General features: G+C 37.7%; 15 protein-coding genes. 12 read left to right on the top strand and 3 right to left on the bottom strand.

The features are described 5' to 3' along the window. The first annotated feature begins 127 nt into the window (after positions 1–127). Positions 128–880 (top strand): type I methionyl aminopeptidase, encoded by a 753-nt coding sequence (map, locus tag BANA01_RS10715; RefSeq protein ID WP_034676341.1) that lies wholly within the window; start codon positions 128–130, stop codon positions 878–880. A gap of 24 nt (positions 881–904) precedes the next feature. On the opposite strand, the gene BANA01_RS10710 is transcribed toward map, so the two are convergent. Then, positions 905–1132 carry a DUF1128 domain-containing protein gene (locus tag BANA01_RS10710; RefSeq protein ID WP_034676343.1) on the bottom strand — a complete coding sequence of 76 codons (228 nt, stop codon included), beginning with the start codon at positions 1130–1132 and terminating at the stop codon, positions 905–907. A gap of 216 nt (positions 1133–1348) precedes the next feature. On the opposite strand from BANA01_RS10710, the gene BANA01_RS10705 reads away from it, so the two are divergent. Together BANA01_RS10705 and BANA01_RS10700 are read left to right on the top strand one after the other, a co-directional pair. Then, positions 1349–1732 (top strand): YtxH domain-containing protein, encoded by a 384-nt coding sequence (locus BANA01_RS10705; RefSeq protein ID WP_034676345.1) that lies wholly within the window; start codon positions 1349–1351, stop codon positions 1730–1732. A 30-nt stretch (positions 1733–1762) separates the two neighbouring features. Then, positions 1763–2599, top strand: a complete 837-nt coding sequence (locus tag BANA01_RS10700; protein WP_034676347.1) for a YihY/virulence factor BrkB family protein — start codon at positions 1763–1765, stop codon at positions 2597–2599. A 206-nt stretch (positions 2600–2805) separates the two neighbouring features. Here BANA01_RS10700 and BANA01_RS10695 read toward each other — a convergent pair whose 3' ends face one another. After that, positions 2806–4722, bottom strand: a complete 1917-nt coding sequence (locus tag BANA01_RS10695) for a heavy metal translocating P-type ATPase (RefSeq protein WP_034676351.1) — start codon at positions 4720–4722, stop codon at positions 2806–2808. Between the two features lie 354 nt (positions 4723–5076). Beyond that, positions 5077–6255, bottom strand: a complete 1179-nt coding sequence (locus BANA01_RS10690; protein WP_034676353.1) for an MFS transporter — start codon at positions 6253–6255, stop codon at positions 5077–5079. 189 nt (positions 6256–6444) lie between these two features. Between BANA01_RS10690 and cax the strand changes: the two genes are divergently transcribed. From cax to BANA01_RS10645, 9 genes are all read left to right on the top strand, one after another. Continuing rightward, entirely contained in the window at positions 6445–7500 is a 1056-nt protein-coding gene (gene cax / locus BANA01_RS10685; protein ID WP_034676355.1) for a calcium/proton exchanger, read from the top strand. 343 nt (positions 7501–7843) lie between these two features. Continuing rightward, positions 7844–8473 (top strand): YczE/YyaS/YitT family protein, encoded by a 630-nt coding sequence (locus BANA01_RS10680; protein WP_034676358.1) that lies wholly within the window; start codon positions 7844–7846, stop codon positions 8471–8473. A 141-nt stretch (positions 8474–8614) separates the two neighbouring features. Further along, on the top strand, positions 8615–9373 hold the full coding sequence (locus tag BANA01_RS10675) for a YfkD famly protein (RefSeq protein WP_174524418.1): 759 nt from the start codon (positions 8615–8617) through the stop codon (positions 9371–9373). Positions 9374–9472: 99 nt separating this feature from the next. After that, positions 9473–9670, top strand: a complete 198-nt coding sequence (locus tag BANA01_RS10670) for an SE1561 family protein (RefSeq protein WP_034676362.1) — start codon at positions 9473–9475, stop codon at positions 9668–9670. Between the two features lie 129 nt (positions 9671–9799). Further along, complete coding sequence (locus tag BANA01_RS10665; RefSeq protein WP_034676365.1) at positions 9800–11344, top strand: fumarate hydratase; 1545 nt, start codon at positions 9800–9802, stop codon at positions 11342–11344. Positions 11345–11808: 464 nt separating this feature from the next. Next, positions 11809–12774, top strand: a complete 966-nt coding sequence (locus BANA01_RS10660; protein WP_034676367.1) for a nuclease-related domain-containing protein — start codon at positions 11809–11811, stop codon at positions 12772–12774. Between the two features lie 63 nt (positions 12775–12837). Continuing rightward, the gene (gene pdaA / locus BANA01_RS10655) at positions 12838–13644 is read left to right on the top strand and encodes a delta-lactam-biosynthetic de-N-acetylase (RefSeq protein WP_034676370.1); all 807 of its coding nucleotides are present in this window, start codon (positions 12838–12840) and stop codon (positions 13642–13644) included. 100 nt (positions 13645–13744) lie between these two features. Beyond that, on the top strand, positions 13745–15124 hold the full coding sequence (rlmD, locus tag BANA01_RS10650; RefSeq protein WP_034676372.1) for a 23S rRNA (uracil(1939)-C(5))-methyltransferase RlmD: 1380 nt from the start codon (positions 13745–13747) through the stop codon (positions 15122–15124). A gap of 207 nt (positions 15125–15331) precedes the next feature. Then, positions 15332–17254 (top strand): FUSC family protein, encoded by a 1923-nt coding sequence (locus tag BANA01_RS10645; protein WP_034676374.1) that lies wholly within the window; start codon positions 15332–15334, stop codon positions 17252–17254. Positions 17255–17420 lie beyond the last annotated feature (166 nt).

The following is a 17420-nucleotide window of genomic DNA, read 5'->3' as shown; positions in this document are numbered from 1 at the left end:
TATTTGTACAAAAATACCCCTCAATATCGAAAACTTTTTGAAAAAATGTTAGCTTAGCGATAATATTAAAGTGTGTTTCCAATTCTATAAGAATACATAAAAATAATATAAAAAGGTTGGGAAGATCATGATTGTTCTTAAATCACAGCGAGAAATTGAGGCAATGAAAAAAGCAGGGGAAATTCTATCTTCATGCCATAAAGAAATTGCCAAACGAATAAAACCTGGTATTACAACATGGGAAATTGATGAATTTGTTGATGATTACCTTTTAAAGCATGATGCTACCCCACAGCAAAAGGGATATAAAGGCTATAAATATGCCACTTGTGCGAGCATTAACGACGAAGTATGTCATGGGTTTCCAAGAAAGGAACCATTAAAAGAAGGCGATATCGTGACCATAGATATGGTTGTCAATTATAACGGAGGGTTAGCCGACTCAGCATGGTCATATGCTGTAGGGAATGTCTCTAAGGAAACAGAGCATTTATTAAAGGTTACCAAAGAGGCACTTTATAAAGGAATTGAGCAGTCTGTTCCTGGAAATAGGATTGGGGATATTGGTCATGCTATTCAAACCTATGTAGAAGGGGAGGGTTTATCGGTTGTTCGTGATTTTATTGGTCATGGAATTGGGGCAGTTATTCATGAAAAACCCGATGTACCCCATTACGGGCTGCCTGGAAAAGGGCCAAGAATTAAAGAAGGGATGGTATTTACCATTGAGCCAATGGTTAATATCGGCATGTACCAAACAAAGATGGATAATAATGGATGGACTGCTAGAACGATTGATGGTAAATATTCTGCCCAATATGAACACACCATTGCCATCACCAAGAATGGTCCAATTATTTTAACTGAACAGGAAAAATAAAAAAACAGATCCTAGAGATCTGTTTTACTTATTTTTTCGAAGGCTTCCTAATTCCTCGACCAACGCTTGCATTTCGTTAGGGCTAAAAGAAGGTTTTTTCATAACCATCTCGTAAATTTCCTTTAATTCCTCATACATGTCTTCATCAAAGTGTGAAGGTTTTATGGCTCCGAGATTTAATACCTTTAATTTCTCTTTTATTTGTTCAATCATATACTCTACATTTTCAATTGTCTTCTCTGATAAATTCATCCCGTCACCCTTTCAGTATTGGTAACTTTATCTTTCCATTTTCATTCGTAGATGTCAATCTAAACTTGTTTTAATACATCTAATGATGGGTAATAAAATAATAGACGCTTGCATTTGGCCGCACGCATAAAGCAATATATATAGTGGAGTATATTGGTATTTTTTTCTTAGTGATGAAAACAATGATAAAAACATGTTTGAGGGAGAGGTTAAAAAATGGGTAAAAATTTATTTTTGAAGGGCATATTCTATGGTGCCTTAGCAGGTGGAGCTCTTAGTTTATTAGATAAAAAAACACGACAGGAAATGAAAATAAATGTGAAAAAAGTGTACGAGCAAGTTTCTTATGTAGTTCATCATCCAGAGGAAATTACCGAAAATGTTAAGGAAACTGCTGAAAAAATTAGGAACACGATTGAGCAGGTAAGCGAGGATATCTCTTACATTATCAGTAAAGTGGACGAACTCCGAGAGTTAACCCCGCAAGTAAAAGAAGTGGTCAAGGAAACGAAAAGTACTTTCTCAAAGAATGAAGATTCAGTACTTGTCGAAGAGTTATTAAAAGAAGTTGTTGTAGAAGAACCAATAGAGAAAAAGTAACATTAGATTGAATAAAAGGAGAGTGAGAAAATGGAGAAGGTAGTAGATGTCCGAAAATCCTTATTAAGACTGTTATGGCACCGGATTGAAGAAGATGATATACCAGGTTTATCAGCTCAACTCGCCTATTTTTTTCTACTTTCACTGTTTCCACTTCTTATTTTCATTTTTACGTTACTGCCATATCTCCCTATTCCATACCCTGATATTTTAGGCAGTATCAGAGAGTTTGCACCTCCACAAACAATGGATTTAATTGAAAAAAATGTTAACCATGTGATGAATAATCGCAATGGAGGATTACTGTCCTTTGGGATTATTGGTACAATTTGGTCTGCGTCCAATGGTATTCATGCATTGGTAAGGGCTTTTAACAAAGCTTACGACGTAAAAGAAAGCCGCTCTTTTATTGTTTCTAGAGGTATGGCAATCCTAATGACGGCAGGGATGATTTTTGTCTTTATCGTTGCTGTATTACTTCCAATATTCGGAAGGGAAATTGGAATTTTTCTTTTCTCCTATTTAGGTTTTAAAATGGAATTCCTTCGTATTTGGGAAATGTTAAGATTAGTCGTGAGTGCGTTAATATTATTTCTAATATTTACTGGATTGTATTGGATTGCCCCTAATGTTAAATTACGGTGTAAAAGTGCTTTCCCAGGAGCAGGCTTTGCGACTGTTGGCTGGATTCTTTCCTCCTATGGGTTATCTTTTTACGTAAGTAAATTTAACAACTTTTCACTGACCTATGGAAGTATTGGAGCCATTATCGTGTTACTCATATGGTTATACATATCCGGGTTTATCATCATTATCGGCGGAGAGATAAATGCTTTCTATAGTGAGAAATATAAATCAAACTGTTAAAAATTCTCTTTATGAAAAATTCTCAATTGCAAACAATATAGATGGGGAACAGATCATAAATAGGGGGGCTTATCATGACTAAACATACAAAAAAAGATGGCGGTACAAAACAAAAGGGTAAAGGCAGTAAAGGAAATAAAACTTCAGGATCTGCAAACGGAAGCAATGGATATCATTAAATAAAACCGGGCATAAAGCCCGGTTCTTTAATTTTTTAGCAGCCTTAAACTGTTTAGAATCACAAGAATTGTGCTGCCTTCGTGCCCAATTACACCAAATGGCAGATCAAGCAATTGAAAAAAGTTAGAGGCAATTAACACCATGATTACCGTGATGGAGAAGATAACATTTTGTTTAATAATACGATTCATTCGTTTTGAAAGATCAATGGCATCGGCAATCCTTGGTAAATCATTTTTCATGAGAACCACATCCGCCGTTTCAAGTGCTACATCAGAACCTTCCCCCATGGCAATTCCAACATTTGCAGTCGCTAATGCCGGGGCATCGTTAATGCCATCCCCCACCATCGCAATGGTTTTATATTTCTCCTTCAACTTTCTAAGGTGCTCCACTTTTTCTTCAGGCAGACATTCTGCAAAGTACTGATCCACATGACTTTCTTTTGCAATCGCATTTGCCGTCTTCTCACTATCACCAGTGAGCATAACCGTATAGATACCTTGCTTTTTTAAATGATCGATAGCAAGTTTTGTTTCTTGTCTAACGACATCTTTTAAGGCTATCATCGCAGCTAAACAATCGTTTACTTGCACAAATACAAGTGTATTTCCCTGACTAGCAAGGTCAGCTGCTTTGCCGTTAGCGAATGTTAGGGCAGCCTCTCTCCCAACAAAATCAGCCTTTCCTATTTTCCACTGTTCTCCAGATATTTCTGCCTTTAAGCCCCATCCAGATACATCTTCAAGTTTTTCTGGCTGAAGAAGGTCACGTTCAAAATTAGCTTTCACATATTTGACAATCGATTGTGCAAGAGGATGATTAGATTGATTTTCAATCGAAGCTGTTTTCCATAATAGATCTGCTTCAACAAAGTTCTCATTGATGATAATTTCGGTAACCTCAGGTTTTCCTTTCGTAAGCGTACCAGTTTTGTCGAAGGCAATAGCTTCCAAGTGGCTTAGATTCTCTAAGTGTACACCGCCTTTTACTAAAATCCCGCGTTTTGCACCATTTGAAATGGCCGACAAAGTTGCTGGCATAATAGAAGCAACAAGGGCACAAGGGGAAGCAACAACTAGTAAAATCATGGCACGATAAAAGGATTCATTCCAGGTCCAATCAAGTAAGAAATAGGGCAGGAACATCATCAATAAAACAACAACTAATACGGTTTTTACATAGGTGCCTTCAAAGCGTTCAATAAACAGTTGTGAAGGAGACTTTTCACTTTGAGCAGATTGTACAAGCTCAATGATCTTGTGAAAAAGTGTTTCATTACTAGCTTTTGTGGTTTGGACAGTAATAGCGCCTGTTAAATTTACTGTCCCTGCAAAAACTTCCTTCTCTAGCCCTTTTGAGACAGGCATTGATTCACCTGTAATAGCAGCTTCATCAATGTTTGTATGACCCTTCATAATAACGCCATCTGAAGGAATTCTTTCACCAGGCTTAACAAGAATGTGGTCGCCGACTGTTAACTCGGACACAGGTACTCGCCGTTCCACCCCGTTGTTAATTAGAAGAGCTTCTTCAGGCTGAAGTTTCATTAGTGAGGAAATCTCTTTATGACTTTTGTTCATTGTATATGTCTCTAAGGCCCCACTAACAGCAAAAATAAAGATGAGAATGGCGCCTTCTGTCCAGTAGCCGATAATCGCAGACCCAATTGCAGCAAAAATCATTAGCATTTCTACGTTTAACTGTTTGTTTTCATACGTTGCTTCAATTCCTTCCTTGGCTTTCGCAAAGCCGCCAATCATAAAAGCCAATAAATAAAAGATAATAGAAGCCACCTGATCATTCGTTTTGTCCGTAATCCATCCTGCTGCAATGAAAACGCCGCTTAAACCAGCAGCAATTAGTTCTGCATGCGGTTTAATTTTTTCCAACATGCCTACCTTTGGCAGCCCTTTTGATAATCTCTTAGCATCTGTGCTCATTTTCAGTTCCCTCCCCCTGTCTAGCTACAGCGCCTAGGAGCTCTGGTCATAAGCCAATCCGTCAAGAAGGTTAAAGAACAACCTTCTCGCCGGCTCGTCTTATGCCTGTCGCCCCTGTGCACTAAGGAAAGCTCCTTAGATTAATCCTCGCAGGAACAAGCTGTGCTTGTTCCGAAGGCGCTTCCGCTTTTCTACTAATTGAGAAAAATAATCAAAATCATTACCCCTAAAAAACACGAAAGCTGTCATCAATTAAGATGACAGCAGTATTCCAAAAACAATTATTAGATTAATTTATTTCTATTTTATCATATACTTTATGTTTAATATATATAAATGCTCCAAATTTATAAGTTAAGATTGGTGTTGCTCAGCTATAGAAAATGTCTTTTTCCCAAAGACATAAATGACGATGGATAAGAATAACAGCATGGTACTGATAATATAAAAGAAACTTATTCTTTCAAAAAATTGAATGAAAAGACCCCCGATAATCGGACCGCTTAAACTTCCTAAGCTAAAAAAGATCCCGCATAATAAATTTCCGGTCGCCAACAAATTCTTAGGCACTAAGTCCGTCATATAACTGATTCCAAGAGAAAAGGTTGATCCCACCACCATACCTGATAAAAGCACGGTGACAAATAAACCTATAAAAGATTGTTCGAATATACTTGCGGCTGAAAAGGTTAAGAATCCCAGTAGTAATACAATCATTAAAATATTTCTTCTCCCATATTGATCGCTTAGGACACCTAATGGCAGCTGGGTGATAATACTTCCAATGGCAAAGGCAGTTAACACTAAGGATACACTGGTTACGTCGATATCACTTCTTAAAGCATATACAGGAAAGCTGCCGTTTAAAGAGGATTCCAAAAAACCGTAGCAGAAAGGTGGTAAAAAAGCGACCCAGCCATATTTCATCGTTTTTCTAAAACGCTTGATCGTGTTGAAAAAAGAATTAATTTCTACTTCCTGTTCTGGAAACTCGTTCTTTAAGGTAAATACAAACACCCAGCCAACCAAACATAATATAGATGAAACGATAAATGGCAATGCCTGATTAATATCTACTAAAGGTGTCATCAAAGGCCCGCTGGCAAAGCCAATTCCAAAAAATAATCCATACAGGGAAATATTACGTCCTCTTTTTTCGCTTGGAGAGGAGGAAGTAATCCATGTTTGTGTGGCAAAGTGTAAGGCGTGGTCACCAATCCCGATAAGAGCCCGTAAACAAAACCAGAACCAAAAGGATTTCCACAAAGGAAACAATGCCAGTGCACAAACCACAATCCCGCCGCCGATAATAATCGTTGGTTTATAGCCATACTTTCGCAGTGGTGCTTCCATAAAAGGAGAGACGAGCAGGATACCCATATAAAGTGCAGTAGCATTTAATCCATTAAGGGAGGAAGAAACTCCGCCTTTTTCAAATATGACGGCAATGAGAGGAAGAAGCATTCCTTGTGAAAAACCAGAAATTGCAACGATGGTGACAAGGACCCAAAACCGAAAGTTATTATTATTCATACATAAACCTCGTTAGTTTTGTTTAGTATTCGATACCCATTCGATGGTATCGGGAAAATAAACCATTTGCAAGAAAAATATCTTTCAATCATGTTAGATAGAAGAAAAATAGGGAATTCTCATAACGAGAGGAATTTTTATACACTTATATCATATTTATTTGCTATGTTAGCATTTAGGAGGAAAACAATGGGAAAAATATTTATGCTGCTCACTTTTATTGGAGTCCCGCTTTCAGTAATTGGGACATTAATGCATTGGCCAACCATGATCCTCTTTATTGTTTACTGTATTACCATTATCGCTCTGGCTAGTTATATGGGAAGGGCAACTGAAAGTTTGGCGATTGTTGCCGGACCGCGAATTGGCGGACTACTTAACGCAACATTCGGTAATGCAGTAGAATTAATTATTTCCATTTTTGCTTTAAAAGCTGGATTAGTTGGAGTGGTTCTTGCTTCCTTAACAGGATCCGTACTGGGAAATCTGCTTCTTGTTGCAGGTTTATCGTTCTTTATTGGCGGCCTCAAATTTAAACGGCAGGCATTTAACGTCCATGATGCACGACATAATTCAGGACTCCTAATGTTTGCTGTTATTGTTGCTTTCGTGATTCCGGAAGTGTTTTCAATGGAAATGAATGATACGAAAACCTTAACGTTAAGTATAGGGATTTCAGTAATTCTCATCCTGCTTTATCTTGCAGCACTGTTCTTTAAACTGGTCACTCATCGCGGCGTTTATCAAAGTGAGAAGTCTGGTACCGCTCATCAGGAAGAAGAACCAGAATGGGGCAAGGGAAAGGCTATTGGTGTCTTATTGGCTGCAACACTAGCCGTTGCATATATTTCAGAGAATCTTGTTCATACGTTTGAATATGTAGCAGAATCATTTGGGTGGTCGGAATTATTTATTGGGATCATCATTGTAGCTATTGTTGGTAATGCAGCAGAACATGCCTCTGCTATTCTAATGGCCTATAAAAATAAAATGGATATCGCGGTCGAAATTGCCATCGGTTCTACTCTGCAAATCGCGATGTTTGTATTACCTGTGCTCGTCCTCATTTCACTTCTATTTACAGAAACGATGCCGCTTGTTTTTACCATGCCAGAGTTAATTGCAATGGTAACCTCAGTCCTCTTGATGGTTGTCATTTCAAATGACGGTGAATCTAATTGGTTTGAAGGACTCACTTTACTTGCTGCCTATTTGATCATGGGCATAGGATTTTTTCTGTTATAACTATGGTACGAAAAAGACTCTGAGCCAAAAGGCACAGAGTCTTTTATAATTATTTAATTCGATGTAAGGGTATATCCTTTAACTGTGCTATAATATTTAAGCATTATGTTATAACGGGAAAAAACCAATCGCGTTTCTTGGGACCATCAATCACCAACCTTCATGTTTAATTTATAATTGAAAAACACGAGTGTTGAATTTTCATATATGAGTGGAATCCCAACCTCCTTAAAGTAAATGGTTCGTCGATTGATCACTGCCCTCCTTCTTTAAAGGTTAAGTATAGTATAATCGATTTATTTAATTTTGTAAATGTTCTGATTATTTTTTTAGGGAGATAAATATGGCGTTATTTTATCGGTTTCTCTTCTTTTTGATAGGGCTAACCATTATGACTTTTGGGGTCTGCTTGACCATAAAAGCAGAACTCGGGGCTGGTGCTTGGGATGCGTTAAATGTGGCCCTAACAGAGTGGCTTGGTTTTACGATCGGTACTTGGATTATCATCGATGGGGCAGTGTTAGTTATAATAAATTCCTTATTGGTGAAGAGAAGACCTGAAATTTTATCGATACTTACCATTATCTTAATTGGATCTTTAGTTGATTTATGGATGTTCTTTGTGTTTGAGTCCCTGAAAGTCAGCGGATTATCACTTAAAATAGTTACGTTACTTCTGGGAATATTCATTATTGGTTTCGGTGCTGCAATCTATTTACAAGCAAAGTTTCCTTCGAGTCCAATTGATTCCTTTATGATGGCCATTCGAGAACGATTTCGCGTTAATTTAATGATAGCGAAGACGATTGGAGAACTGATTGCGTTGGTTCCTGCGCTTATTCTCCAAGGACCAATTGGTATTGGTACCATCATCATAACGTTTACAATCGGTCCTTTTATTCAACTATGTTTTCCTTATTTTGAAAAACGAATGAATCGACTGTTAGACAGTACATTTCAGGAGAAATATTGAAATATTTTTTGTAAATGGATAAAACTTTTCAACTCCGAAAACACTATGAGCAGACTTATTACTGCTATATTGTGAAAGGAGTTTTTCTTTGTGAAAAAATTGTTTCCTGTCGTAGTGACGCTGGCTTTACTGTTAACTTTCATGCCGACAGCCTCTGCTGAAAACAAAACTGTTAAAAAAGTACCTGTAAACTATCAAATACCTTCGTCAGTCCGTAATATTACGAAGGAAAATACGTATCCAAATTCAACTCAGGACCTGCCAACTTTGCAGCCTAGTGAATTAACGAAGAAGCTGATTGACTCTTCCAAGGTGAAAATTGAAAATCCGGATTTAATCCGTATGTTAAATGAGTCAAGCATCAATAGTACTCCATTTGCCCTCGGGTATCGAGCAATCGTATACCTAGGTCAGTGGCCATTAAATTATGAATCGACAGAAACCGCACCCAACTGGGAATATCAAAAAATTAATACGAACTACTATGACAATCGCGGCGGGAAGGTACCATACCAAATTCATTATGTTCAGGAAGCACAAAAAGTTATCCGCGGTGGATTAACAGCAAAAATTGCAAATGCCGAAGAGGTTAAGAAAATGATGTTATTGAAGGCGATGGAAAAAACACGTCTACCGCTTGCCTTTGATACGATTATCGGTGCAGGTACGAAAAACGATCATGTCTACAACATACCAGTCAACCGCTTAGGATACTTATATGCTTATGCACCGGCAGTGAATGAAAAAGGGAAAGTCACCTACGGAGAAGTGTATTTAATGCTTAAGGGAAATAAAAAAGTCATTGTTATTAAAAATGTAACGTCACAAGGAATCGGAGCATGGATTCCGGTTCAGGACCATGTTTCATTTGGTTTTGCTGCCTCAGAGAGACCAAGATAATCATGGAGAAAGAACTCCTACCAAGGTCGTAGGGGTTCTTTTTTGAAAAAGTGCTGCAGAAAGTGTAAGATAAATTGACATAGAAGGGGGAGATCAGATTTGGGTAGTCCTACTCATGATAAAAATTCACAAGTTAGTTTTTTAAAGCAGCGTTTAAACATGTTTCTAGATGTTTTGGACGCAATTGATCCAGAGGATACGGATATTGATGATATTGACAACTTAATCAAAATGATTGATGAATTAGAATCAAAGTGTAAAGAATTCAATCATCGTGAAGCACCAGAGTCTGTATAATTACAGGCTCTATTTTTTTGAAAACCTTTACCTTTAAAAGATTTGTTTATAGGAGTATAATAATAAGCGTCAAATAGTTGTAATTTTTAAATAGATTATGAAACGGACAAGGGGAAAGGGGAACTTTAGGTGAATATTGAGAAATTTCAGGAAAGCATGTACAAGTTAGTGGTTGAAACTTCTACCAAGCTTCCAAAGGATGTACGCCGTGCAGTGAAAGCGGCTAAGGAGAAGGAAAACGCAGGTACGAGTGCAGCAATGAGCCTTGCCACAATAACCAATAATATTAAAATGGCAGATGATCAAGTTTCACCTATTTGCCAAGATACCGGATTACCAACTTTTAAAATTAAAACACCTGTTGGGGTAAACCAATTAGAAATAAAAGAAGCAATTAAAAATGCAATTGTTATCGCAACAAAAGAAGGGAAGCTTCGTCCAAACTCTGTTGATTCATTGACTGGTGAAAACAGCGGCGATAATCTTGGTGCAGGTTTGCCGGTTATGAAATTTGACCAATGGGAAAAAGATTATATTGACGTTCGTCTGATTTTAAAAGGCGGCGGCTGTGAAAATAAAAACATTCAGTACAGTCTTCCATGCGAATTAGAAGGATTAGGAAGAGCAGGACGTGACCTTGATGGTATTCGCAAATGTGTTATGCATTCTGTGTATCAAGCACAAGGCCAAGGATGCAGCGCTGGTTTCATTGGAGTAGGCATCGGCGGCGACCGTTCATCTGGCTATGATTTAGCGAAAGAACAGTTATTCCGTTCGTTGGATGATGTTAATCCAAACGAGGATTTGCGTGCTTTAGAAGAGTATGTGCTAGAAAATGCAAATAAATTGGGTATCGGGACAATGGGCTTTGGCGGAGAAGCTACGTTATTAGGATGCAAGGTTGGGGTTATGAATCGAATTCCTGCAAGCTTCTATGTTTCAGTTGCTTACAATTGCTGGGCATTCCGCCGCTTAGGTGTAAGTGTGGATCCTGTGTCAGGAGACATTAATGAGTGGATGTACCAAGATGGTGAATTTATTGATTTTGAGGAGACTGAAGCTGAAAAAGAAACTGCAGCTGCGCGTGCTAATGACGTTATTACGCTTCAGGCGCCAATTACTGAAGAGCAAATTCGCAAATTAAAAGTAGGCGACGTTGTTCAAATTAACGGTATGATGTACACCGGTCGTGACGCCATTCATAAATACCTTTCTGATCATGATTCGCCAGTAGATTTAAATGGACAAGTGATTTACCACTGTGGTCCAGTTATGTTGAAGGATAAAGATGGAGTTTGGCATGTTAAAGCAGCCGGCCCAACCACAAGTATTCGTGAGGAGCCTTATCAAGGCGACATTATGAAGAAGTTTGGTATCCGAGCAGTAATTGGAAAAGGCGGAATGGGACCTCGAACACTGGCTGCGCTTAAAGAACATGGTGGTGTGTATCTGAACGCCATCGGCGGCGCTGCTCAGTATTATGCAGATTGTATCAAGGGCGTTGAAGGTGTCGACCTGATGCAATTTGGTATTCCTGAAGCCATGTGGCACCTGCGTGTAGAAGGCTTTACTGCTGTTGTAACGATGGATTCACATGGTAACAGCTTGCATGCTGATGTGGATAAGTCTTCTTTGGAGAAATTGGCACAGTTTAAGGATAAGGTTTTTAGTTAAGATTTTTTTTGGGCAGGCTCCTGATTTGGGGTCTGCTTTTTTATTTTGGGGTTGGGTGCTGGGGACTTGTTTTGTATGAACTGTATGGTTTTTTGTATAAACTGTACGGTTTATCGTATAAGCTGTTTGGTTTTTTGTTCAAACTGTACGGTTTATATAAAAGTTGGACGGTTAATTGTATAAGCTGTACGGTTTTTTGTTTAAGCTGTACACTTTATTGTATAAACTGTACGGTTTTTTGTACAAACTGTACGGTTTATATAAAAGTTGGACGGAGCTGTACGGTATATTGTATAAGCTGTACACTTTATTGTATAAACTGTATGGTTTTTTGTAAGAACTGTACAGTTATCAAGCAAATTAGGTTATAAGTTATAAAAGATTCAAAATGATTTAGTATTCTAAGCAGGGAAAACATAATTTAAATAGAAAAGTAACAACAAACAATTAGAGGAGGAACTTGTTTGTTTAAGAAAAATTTAAGCGTTCCGATCCCCTTACTTCAAGCAGAGGCTTTAGAGAGAAGATTATGTCCTAATCATGAAAAAATACCAGAGATTAAAACGAATATAAAAATTTTAAAGTCAGGGTATAATGGCGAAAAAGAATTAAATTATCAATTGGGGCAAATACCTCAGCATAAATACCACATATTCCACGATCTCCGCCTCCCTATAGGTGAAGTGTTTTTTCAAATTGACGTCATTCTTCTATCACCCAATATTCTTATTAATCTTGATGGGAAGAATCATTCCGGCAAAATAACCATTGAAAAAAATCAAATGATACAAGAAACGACTGATATAAGAGAGGTTTATGAAAATCCTGTCTCCCAGACTAATCGACACAAAATATTATTGAGAAATTGGATAGAGGAAAATAATTTACCTAATACTTTTATGGATAACTTAGTTGTCTTCACCAGATCTTCAAGTGAAATCATTATAACTCCAGGGTACAAAGAAGCAGAAAATAAGGTTTGTAAATCACATGATTTACTAAGAAAAATTGAGGATTTAGAAAGGTACAGCAAAAAGATCCATATGAATGAACAGGATTTATTCAATGTAAGCGACCTTTTATTAAAAAAACACACGCCAAAGAGAATAGATATTTTAGAAACGTTCAATATACCTGTATCGGATATTATTACTGGTGTTCAATGCCCCGCATGTTTATTGGCGCCGATGAAATATTACAGACATAAATGGATGTGTCCTATATGTAACTGCGTTTCAAAAGATGCGCATATAAGAGCAATTGATGATTATTGCTTAATTTATAAGCCGTGGTTTACTAATTCAGAAATAAGAAAATTCCTCCACATTCCTTCCCAGAGAATCGCCTCTTATTTGTTATCTGCAATTGATTTTACCCGTATTGGTTACACAAGCGACACAGTCTACCACCAACCAAATCTATTTCCTTAAAATACTAAACATGTTTCCCAATGACAAACAAATACTATAAAAAACAAAATAGGGGGAACATGGATGAAGAAATTAGTTTGCATCCTTAGTTTGCTGCTGTTAATGGTGCCTCAGGTTACATATGGGTACGTTCCCAATAAGCCAATCCATTGGGGTTTTAAGAAAGCTGTGGATGAACAGCCGCCTGATGCAGGGGCTGAGTATGAAAAAATCCTTGAGAAGTATGGTGCTTTTTATAAGGGAGATCCAAATTCAAAAATTCTATATCTAACCTTTGATAATGGGTATGAAGCAGGATATACCGGTCAAATCTTGGATGTGTTGAAAAAGGAAAAAGTTCCAGCAACTTTTTTTGTGACAGGACATTACTTATTATCACAGCCTGAATTGACGAAGAGGATGGTGGATGAAGGTCATATCATTGGCAATCATTCTTGGCACCATCCTAATATGACCGAAATCAGTGATGAGCGGATTCGTGAGGAACTTCAAAAAGTGAAGGATAAAACAAAAGAGATTACAGGTCAAAAGAAAATGAAATATTTACGTCCTCCAAGAGGCGTTTTTAGCGAGAGAACAATGCAGATTGCGAAGGAAGAAGGATATACACATGTTTTCTGGTCATTGGCCTTTGTTGACTGGAATACAAATGCCCAAAGAGGCTGGGAGTATTCTTACCTTAACATAATGAGACAAATCCACCCTGGAAGTGTATTACTTCTGCACACTGTTTCGAAGGATAATGCCGATGCACTTGAAAAAGTGATTAAGGATCTGAAAAAGAAAGGCTATAAATTCAAAAGTCTAGATGAATTCAAGCCAGAAAAGAAAGGTTTATCAAAGATTATCCCGAGTTTCTGGAGAAAATAATTCGTTAAAAAGCCGGATTCGAGAAGAATTCGGCTTTTTTCTGTTAATAATGCTATAATACGGTGAAATCAAACAGGAATCGGAATTTGGAGTGAACAAAATGAAAACAGATCAATCAATTAAAATACAAGAAAAACAGACCTTTCCATTAACAATCAAACGACTCGGCATTAATGGGGAAGGTGTCGGTTATTTTAAAAAGCAGGTAGTTTTTGTGCCAGGAGCACTTCCAGGAGAAGAGGTTGTGGTTGAGGCAACAAAGATTAATCCTAAATTTGCAGAGGCCAAAATAAAGAAAATTCGTATTAAATCACCACATCGCGTTCAGCCTCCTTGCCCTGTCTATGAGGAATGCGGCGGGTGTCAGCTGCAGCATTTAAAATATAGCCAGCAATTAAAAGAAAAGAGGGATATTGTCATTCAATCGCTTGAACGTCATACCCGTCTTGCGGTAGACAAACTTGATATTCGAGAAACGATTGGAATGGAAGATCCTTGGGGATATCGGAATAAAAGCAGTTTCCAACTCGCAGGTAGAGATGGAAAGGTTTTAGCAGGATTGTATGGCTTAAACTCTCACCAATTAATCGATATTGAACATTGTGCGGTTCAGCATTCTCAAACAAATGAAGCGGTTAATGCTGTGAAAAACATTCTTGAAGAGTTAAAAATTACGATTTACAATGAAAAAACCCGTAAAGGAATCGTTCGGACCATTGTTACCCGTGTGGGGGTGCAAAGCGGTGAGCTGCAAATTGTTCTCATCACAAATCAGAGGGAGTTACCAAAGAAAGAACAGATTATTGAGGAAATCAAAAAACGACTTCCTAAAGTGAAATCCATTGTTCAGAATATAAATGAACAAAAAACTTCGCTCATTTTTGGAGAAGAAACTTTGCCAATGGCGGGAGAAGAGTTTATCCAAGAAACATTGGGAGACCTCCAGTTTGAATTGTCGGCAAGGACTTTCTTTCAGTTAAATCCTGTACAGACCATAAAGCTCTACAATGAAGTAAAAAAAGCAGCAGCACTGACTGGCCAAGAAAAAATAGTCGATGCTTATTGTGGTGTAGGAACAATCGGCTTATGGTTAGCAGACCATGCGGCCGAAGTCCGTGGGATGGATATCATTCCGGAATCGATAGAGGATGCAAAGAAAAATGCCAAACGTCACGGATTTACCAATACCAAATATGTACCAGGTAAAGCAGAAGAGGTACTTCCTAAATGGGTGAAAAAAGGGTGGAAGCCAAACGTCATTGTGGTTGATCCGCCAAGAACCGGTCTCGACGGGCAGTTAATCCAAACGATTCTACAAACAGCACCCGAAAAGCTCATTTACATCTCATGCAACCCTTCTACTTTGGCAAAAGATATCAATATGTTAAGTGCAAAATACGAAGTGAAATTTATCCAGCCAGTAGATATGTTCCCGCAGACGGCACATGTTGAGTGCGTGTCACAGTTAGTATTGAAATAGTCTTCAATGCTATTATCCAAATAATCATAAAAAATTGAAAGGGCCAATGATTTGGTCCTTTTTACCGTTTCAATAGGAATATTTTTGCTCATTTATAATGGTGAAAACTAGGCGACAAAAAGTATATTTTGATACAGAGAGGTGGGAAAATAGAGGATATGAAGATAAACAGTTTATGGGTTTATTTTAGAAAGAAGTGATTTAGTATTGGTAGAAAGCCAAAAAAATAAAAACTCTGCAACCTTATCTATTTTAAAACAGGCTTTAAAGGTTAACAGAAAGCCTTTTCCATGGGTAAAAGCCTTTTCTGCTGGATTAGCTGCAAGTCTACCCGTTATGATTGGATTGCTCTTCGGTAATCTGGAATATGGATTAATGGCCGGATTGGGTGGCTTTACTTTTTTGTATGTGTTTGATATTCCCTATGCACAGCGGGCTAAAAAGTTATTTTGGGTTGTGATTGGAATGTCTTTGGTCACTGTATTAGGAACGCTTGCAGCTCCTTACCCTCTAGCTGTAGCTGTTTTAATGGGGGTGATTGGAGCCGCAGTCATTTTTATTTTTGGATCCTTACGTATTGCAGGGCCGTCTGCAATCTTTTTTGTTTTAGTTTTTGCGATGGTTTCAGGAATGCCAGTGGACCAGGGACTTGCTCCTTTACGGGCTGCACTCGTTTTTCTAGGAGGGAGTCTATCATGGATAATTGCCATGAGTGGTTGGTTATTTGACCCTCATGCACCAGAAGAACGTGTCGTAAAAAGGGTTTATATAGAGTTAGCGAAATTTATTGACTCTGTTGGTACGAACAATGTTCATGAATTAAGACATAATATGATGTCAGTATTAAGGGAGGCAGATGAAACGCTTGCCGCAGGGTATATACCATGGCGGGAAACGGATTTATTTAAACGGTTGTTTCTATTAAATCAACATGCAAATACTATATTTATGTACATTAACGAGTATTTTATGGATGCGGAGGAAAAATTACCACAGGAGTTAGGGCAGTCGGTAAGGGAACTTGCCGATTCGTTTGATAAGAAAAATAAGGGTGTTTATGGAAAGATTCTTCAGCCTAGTGAAATGAATAAAGAGGTAGGTCGGATATTTGCAAAAATTTATGATGCAGATGCGATTATGAATGAACCGACTGCAAAAATTAATCAAGCCATTCAACCAACCAAATTATCAATAAAGGAAATATTTGGCGGGGCTTTTGATAAAAACTCCATTATTTTTATCACCGCTACTCGTTTTGGTTTTATTACAATCATTGCTGCAATCATTGCTTTTGAACTAGAATTGGCTCGTTCTTATTGGGTTCCCTTATCTTGTGTAGCTGTAATGTCAGGTGCTACCCTTGTGGCAACACATCATCGTGCTATTCAACGAGGGATTGGTACGGTCATTGGAATTATCATTGCCAGTTTGATTCTTGCTCTAGAGCCATCCGGGTATGGTATTGCATTTTTTATACTTATATTGACATTTATTACAGAACTTTTTATCGTGAAAAATTATGGGTTGGCAGCACTGTTTTTTACTCCAAATGCTCTCTTGATGGCTGAAAGTACATCGGCAGGCAGCTTTAGCTTTTCATATTTTGCTTCAGCGAGAATGATCGATGTAATGATCGGGGGTGTGATTGGTTTAATTGGTGTTTGGTTGATGGGAAGAAAGTCTGCATCCAGTCATATTCCACATTTTATTGAAAAAACAATCCGGAGTCAGGCACAATTATTATTGATACTTTTTTCTGAACTAGGAAAAGGCTCTAATGCGAGAAAAAGTAAGGAATTGAGAAAGATGCTAATTAATTTGACCAATTTAAAAACATTGTATAATACAGCTTTGGGTGAAATTCCTGTACAACGTGATACCTTGGATTATTATTGGTCCATTGTATTTTCAATGGAGCATTTAGCTTATCTCCTGGAGGAATGTTCAAAAGTGAAGAGCCGTCCGCTTCTTTCAGATAAAGTACTTTCACAATTGCTTTACGTTTGTGAAATGATGGCAAACTCAGCTAGTCTAAAACGTTCATCCTCAAAAAAGGCAATTCCGGAAATAGAAGGATACCCAACTATAACAAAGGAATTGATGATTTTGCAGAATTCGATATATCATTAAAAGGATTATTCTTGTGTCAATAATCCTTCTTTCTGTTATGCCCAGTTAATATGACTGGGCTTTTTTACATGTCAGAAGAACATGTTTAGGACAAAAAATAACAATAGGAATCTGTTCCTATTTTTCTTAGGTTTTTATGAATTTTAAATTGAGAAGTTTTGGTACT

Origin of the sequence: Neobacillus niacini NBRC 15566, from assembly GCF_001591505.1 — a bacterium.
In the GTDB taxonomy this organism is placed as follows: Bacteria; Bacillota; Bacilli; order Bacillales; family Cytobacillaceae; genus Neobacillus; species Neobacillus niacini.
Note: the sequence above shows the minus strand (reverse complement) of the source record. Positions and strands in the feature narration are given on the sequence as shown.